At 73.8% G+C, this 5,385-nt stretch carries 3 protein-coding genes; 1 reads left to right on the forward strand and 2 read right to left on the reverse strand.

The window, feature by feature from the left end:
• Positions 1-10: 10 nt before the first annotated feature.
• Both ABZ641_RS24710 and ABZ641_RS24715 read right to left on the reverse strand, forming a co-directional pair.
• Positions 11-3,880: an ABC transporter ATP-binding protein gene (locus tag ABZ641_RS24710; protein WP_359984993.1), complete on the reverse strand. Its 3,870-nt coding sequence runs from the start codon at positions 3,878-3,880 to the stop codon at positions 11-13.
• Positions 3,881-4,084: 204 nt separating this feature from the next.
• Positions 4,085-4,738 (reverse strand): TetR/AcrR family transcriptional regulator, encoded by a 654-nt coding sequence (locus ABZ641_RS24715; protein WP_344627792.1) that lies wholly within the window; start codon positions 4,736-4,738, stop codon positions 4,085-4,087.
• Between the two features lie 128 nt (positions 4,739-4,866).
• Here ABZ641_RS24715 and ABZ641_RS24720 point away from each other — a divergent pair.
• The coding region (locus ABZ641_RS24720; RefSeq protein WP_359984995.1) for a carboxyl transferase domain-containing protein at positions 4,867-5,385 on the forward strand (519 nt) is incomplete at its 3' end.

The raw sequence follows: 5,385 nt of genomic DNA on the forward strand, positions 1-5,385 counted from the left end.
GGCGCGGCGGTCAGCCGACCGGGGTGGGGCGGCCGTCGGAGACGAAGGCCTGCCAGAGCCGGTGGTAGGCGCCGCCCGCGGCGAGGAGTTCGCTGTGGGTGCCGTCCTCGACGATCCGGCCGTGGTCGAGGACGACGATCCGGTCGGCGCGTTCGGCGGTGGTCAGGCGGTGGGCGATGACCAGGGTGGTGCGGCCGCCGCTGAGGCGGTCGGCGGCCTGGTTGACGGCGGCCTCGCTGGCGAGGTCGAGGGCGGCGGTCGCCTCGTCCAGCAGCAGGATGTCGGGGTCGACGAGTTCGGCGCGGGCGAGGGCGACGAGCTGGCGCTGGCCGGCGGAGAGGTTCCGTCCGCGGGGGGCGACCTCGTGGTCGTAGCCGCCGGAGAGGCCGAGGATCATCTCGTGGGCGCCGACGGCGCGGGCCGCGGCCTCGACCTCGGCGCGGGTGGCGCCGGGCCGGCCGTAGGCGATCGCCTCGTGGAGGGTGCCGGCGAACAGGTACGCCTCCTGCGGGACGACGCCGAGCCGGTGCCGGTACTGGGAGAGGTCGTAGCCGGTGATGTCGGTGCCGTCGACCCGGACGGTGCCGGAGGTGGCGTCGTAGAACCGGGCGACCAGCTTGACCAGGGTGGACTTGCCGGCGCCGGTCTCGCCGACCAGGGCGACGGTCTGGCCCGCCGGGATGTGCAGGTCGATGCCGGTGAGCACGTTCGGCAGGTCCTCGCCGTCGCCGTTGTAGGCGAAGCCGACGCCGTCGAGGTGGATGTCGCCCTTGAGGCGGGTGACCGGCACGGGCGGGTCTGCCTCGGGGGTGCTGGTCGGGGTGCGCAGCAGTTCGCCGATCCGGCCGAGGCTGACGCTGGCCTGCTGGTAGCCGTCGAACACCTGGGAGAGCTGGTTGACCGGGGCGAAGAACAGGTCGATGTAGAGCAGGTAGGCGACCAGGGCGCCGATGGTGAGGGTGCCGGCGTCGACCCGGGCGGCGCCGGCGATCAGGACGAGCGCGGAGGCGACGCTGGACAGGAACTGGACGAACGGGAAGTACAGCGAGATGTAGAGCTGGGCCCGGGCGCGGGCGTCGCGGTACTCCAGGCCGCGGGCGACGAAGCGGGCGGTGTTGACGTCCTGCCGGCGGAACGCCTGGACGATCCGCATGCCGGCGACGTTCTCCTGCAGGTCGGCGTTGACGGTGGAGATCAGGTCCCGGGAGATCTGGTACTGGACGGTGGACTTGCGGCGGAAGACCAGGGTGGCCACGACCAGCACGGGCAGGACGGCGAAGACCACCAGCGCGAGGCCGGCGTCGAGGATCAGCAGTGCGGCGAAGATCCCGAAGAAGGTGAGCAGGCTGACCACGGCGGTGACGACGCCGGTCTGCAGGAAGGTCGAGATCGAGTCGACGTCGGTGGTCATCCGGGTCATGATCCGGCCGGTGAGCTCGCGCTCGAAGTAGTCGAGGCCGAGCCGGTTGAGGTGCGCGAAGATCTTCAGCCGCAGGGTGTAGAGGACGCGCTCGCCGGTGCGGCCGCTGACCCTGGTCTCGGCGCTCTGCACCAGCCAGTCCAGCAGGACGACCACGAGGGCGCCGAGGGCGGCGACGGTGACGCCGGTCATCGCGGCCTTGCTGACGCCGTCGTCGATGCCGTGCCGGATCAGGATCGGCAGGGTGAGGCCGGCGGCGGTGTCCAGGGCGACCAGCAGCAGGGCGAGGGCCAGCGGGCCGCGGAAGGGCGCGAGCAGGCGGCGGAGGCTGAAGTGCAGGTCGCCGGCCTCGGCGTCCTCGACCCGGATGTCGGGGGTGTCGGTGGCGGGCCGCAGTGCGGCGACCTTGGCGAGGAGTTCGGCGTCGGCGGCGGGCTTCTTGGCCGGGGCGCCGTTGCCGGTCGTCGCAGCCGCGGTGCTCCCGGCCGCAGCGGCGCTCCCGGCGGCAACGGCACCCTCGGCGCTGCCGCGGGCGGTGGCGTCGGCGGCGTCCGGGTCGGTGATCAGTGCCCGGTAGAGCGGACAGCGTTCGTCCAGCTCGCGGTGGGTGCCGATGTCGACGAGGCGGCCGCGTTCGAGGACGGCGATCCGGTCGGCGAGCTGCAGGGTGGAGCGGCGGTGGGCGATCAGCAGGGTGGTGCGTCCGGCCATGACCGAGCGGAGCGCCTCGAAGATCTCGGCCTCGACCTGCGGGTCGACCGCGGAGGTCGCGTCGTCGAGCAGCAGGATCCGCGGGTCGGTGAGGATGGCACGGGCCAGGGCGATCCGCTGCCGCTGGCCGCCGGAGAGGGTGAGTCCCTGCTCGCCGACCTTGGTGTCGTACCCGTCGGGCAGCTCGCGGATGAAGCCGTCGGCCTGGGCGGCGCGGGCGGCGGCCTCGATCTGCTCGTCGGTCGCCTCGGGGTGGCCGTAGGCGATGTTGGTGCGGACGCTCTCGGAGAACAGGAAGCTCTCCTCGGGCACGATGCCGACGGTGGCGCGCAGCGAGTCGAGGGTGATGTCGCGCAGGTCGTGCCCGTAGAGCCGGACGCTGCCGGCCGTCGGGTCGTAGAAGCGCGGGACGAGCTGGGCGACGGTCGACTTGCCGGAGCCGGAGGCGCCGACCAGGGCGAGGGTCTCGCCGGGCTGGAGACGCAAGCTGAGGCCGTCGAGGACGGGGACGGCGTCCTCGTCGCCCGGGTGGGCGTCCCCGTGGTCCTCGTAGTGGAAGTCGACGCGGTCGAGTTCGAGGGCGGCGGTGCCGGGTGCGGGCGCGCCGGGCGCGGTGGCACCGGGGTCGGTGTCGGCAGGGGTGAGCGGCCGGGCGTCGGGGCGCTCCTGGACGTGCGGGCGCTGGTCGATCAGCTGGAGGACGCGTTCCACGCCGGCCCTGGCCTGCTGGCCGACGGTGATCACCATGGCGAGCATCCGCACCGGGCCGGTCATCTGGGCGACGTAGGTGGAGAAGGCGACGAAGGTGCCCAGCGAGACCTGGCCCCGGACGGCCAGCCAGCCGCCGAGGGCGAGCACGGCGACCTGGGCGAGGGCGGGGACGGCCTGCATGGCCGGGGTGTAGCGGCTGTTCAGCCGGATCGAGCGGAGCCGGGCGCCGTACAGGCCGCGGGAGGCCCTCTCCAGCTTGGCGCGCTCCTGGGCCTCCTGGCCGAAGCCCTTGACCACCCGGACGCCGCCGACGGCCGCGTCGACGACACCGGCGACCGCGGCGGCCTCCTGCTGGGCGGCCCAGGTCGCGGGGAAGAGCCGCTTGCGGCTGAGCGCGGCGCACCACCAGAGGGCGGGCGCCATCACCAGGGCGATCAGGGTGAGCGGCAGCGAGAGCCAGAGCATGACCGCGAAGGACATGCCGAACATCAGCAGGTAGCCGGTCATCATCGGCAGCATCGAGAGCAGGCCGTTGATGAGCTGCAGGTCGGAGGTGGCGCGGCCGACGACCTGGCCGGTGTCCAGGCGGTCCTGGCGGCGGCCGTCGAGGCGGGTCAGCGAGGTGAAGAGGTCCGCCCGCAGGTCGTGCTGGACGTCGAGGGCGAGCTGTCCGCCGTAGTAGCGGCGGATCTGCGCGCAGAGGAAGACCACGGCCGCGGCGAGCAGCAGCACGACCGCCCAGGGGGCGAGCGGGCGGGTGTGGGCGGTGATGACGTCGTCGATGATCAGCTTGGTGACCAGCGGGACGACGGCGCTGACGGCCATGCCGACGAGCGAGGCGCCGAAGGCGAGCAGGACGTTCTTGCGGTAGCGCCAGGAGTAGCCGCCCAGTCTGCGCAGCCAGCGGGACTCGTCCGGGGTGCCGGGGGTCCGCCGGTCTTTGGACCGGCGGCGGCGCAGGTGGGCCTTGCCGGACCGGCTGCTCTGAGGATCGGCGTCCCGGGAAATCTCCGCAGTAGAACCATGAGTCTCAGGCATATTTAGGGATACTAACCATTCGGCTCGACCGCCGTCCATCGCCTTTCGACGGACGCCCGGCAGGCTCAACGACGAGGGGTCCGCGAAACCTTCCCGCCGCCTCCCAGGGTCGCCGATCCACCCGCCCGGACGCACGGGCCGCCGGACCGGCCGGACCTCCGGCGCTGGTCCTACGCCCGGACCCAGGAGACCCGGGCGGAGCCCCTAGGCCGCCCGGGCGGCGGCGCCGGCCGCGGCTGCGGCGAAGGCCCCCTGGGCGAGGCTGTGCAGGAGGGCGGCCATCGCGTCGCGGGGCAGCCCGGAGCGGTCCGGCTGGCCCGGGTGGGGGGCGGCGCTGTGCGGGGTGGAGTTGAGCAGGCCGAAGACGGCGTGGACGGCGGCCCGGGCGAGCGGTTCGGCGTCGGGGGCGGCGAGCGGCGGGAAGGCCTCGCGGACGACGCCGACCCAGAGTTCGACGTAGCCGCGCTGCAGCCGGCGGACCCGGCGGCGGTCCTCCTCCTTCAGGTGGAGCAGTTCCCGGTCGTGCAGGATGATCAGGTCGCGGTCGTCCAGGGCGAAGTCCACGTGGCCGCCGATCAGGGCGTCCAGCGCCCCGGCGGGTCCGCCCGTGCCGCCGGCCTCGCCGGCCCGGCGCCGGCCCTCCTCCAGCAGCCGTTCGCTGATGCCGATCAGGAGGTCGGCGAGCATCGCGTCCTTGCCGGCGAAGTGCCGGTACAGACCGGGGCCGCTGATCCCCACCGCCTTGCCGATCTCGTCCACGCCGACGCCCAGGAAGCCGCGCGCGGCGAACAGCCGCGCGGCCTCCTTGCGGATCTGGTCGCGGCGTGGGAGCGCGGAGGCTGCTGGCACGTTCGGCATGCTGCCCATCGTAGACAGCCGCGTTATCGGCGGTTAACCTGGCCGCAGGAGTTAACGCTCATTAACCTTCGGGCGGCGGACCATCCCTCCGCACGTCCACTCGGCTCCGAGGCAAGGGAGCTCTTGGGATGGTCCTCTCATCCATTGGATCCGCCGTCGGCCCGGCGGCCGGCCCGTTCACCGGCCCGGCCGCCGGCACCGAACCGCGGCACGCCGTCCCGGGTGCCGCCGCCGCGCCGGCACCGCGGCTGGAGTCCGCCGCCGACCCCGGCTCGGCGGCCTACCGCGCCAACGAGGCCGCCCACCGGGAGCTGGTCGACGAGCTGCGCAGCAAGCTCGCGACGGCCGCGCTGGGCGGCGGCGCCAAGGCCCGGGCCCGGCACACCGCGCGCGGCAAGCTGCTCCCCCGCGACCGCGTGGACACCCTGCTCGACCCGGGCTCCCCCTTCCTGGAGCTGTGCCCGCTCGCCGCCGACGGCCTCTACGACGGCGCCGCCCCGGCCGCCGGTGTGATCGCCGGCATCGGACGGGTGGCCGGTCGCGAGGTCGTGGTCGTCGCCAACGACGCCACCGTCAAGGGCGGCACCTACTACCCGATGACGGTGAAGAAGCACCTGCGCGCGCAGGAGGTGGCCCTGGAGAACCGG

Source organism: Kitasatospora sp. NPDC007106 (assembly GCF_040634455.1).
Classification (GTDB): Bacteria; Actinomycetota; Actinomycetes; order Streptomycetales; family Streptomycetaceae; genus Kitasatospora; species Kitasatospora arboriphila.

Bases quoted from the DNA above. Each gene is read 5' to 3' on its own strand.
- ABZ641_RS24710 (WP_359984993.1), bottom strand. From the start codon at position 3,880: ATGCCTGAGACTCATGGTTCTACTGCGGAGATTTCCCGGGACGCCGAT.
- ABZ641_RS24715 (WP_344627792.1), bottom strand. From the start codon at position 4,738: ATGCCGAACGTGCCAGCAGCCTCCGCGCTCCCACGCCGCGACCAGATC.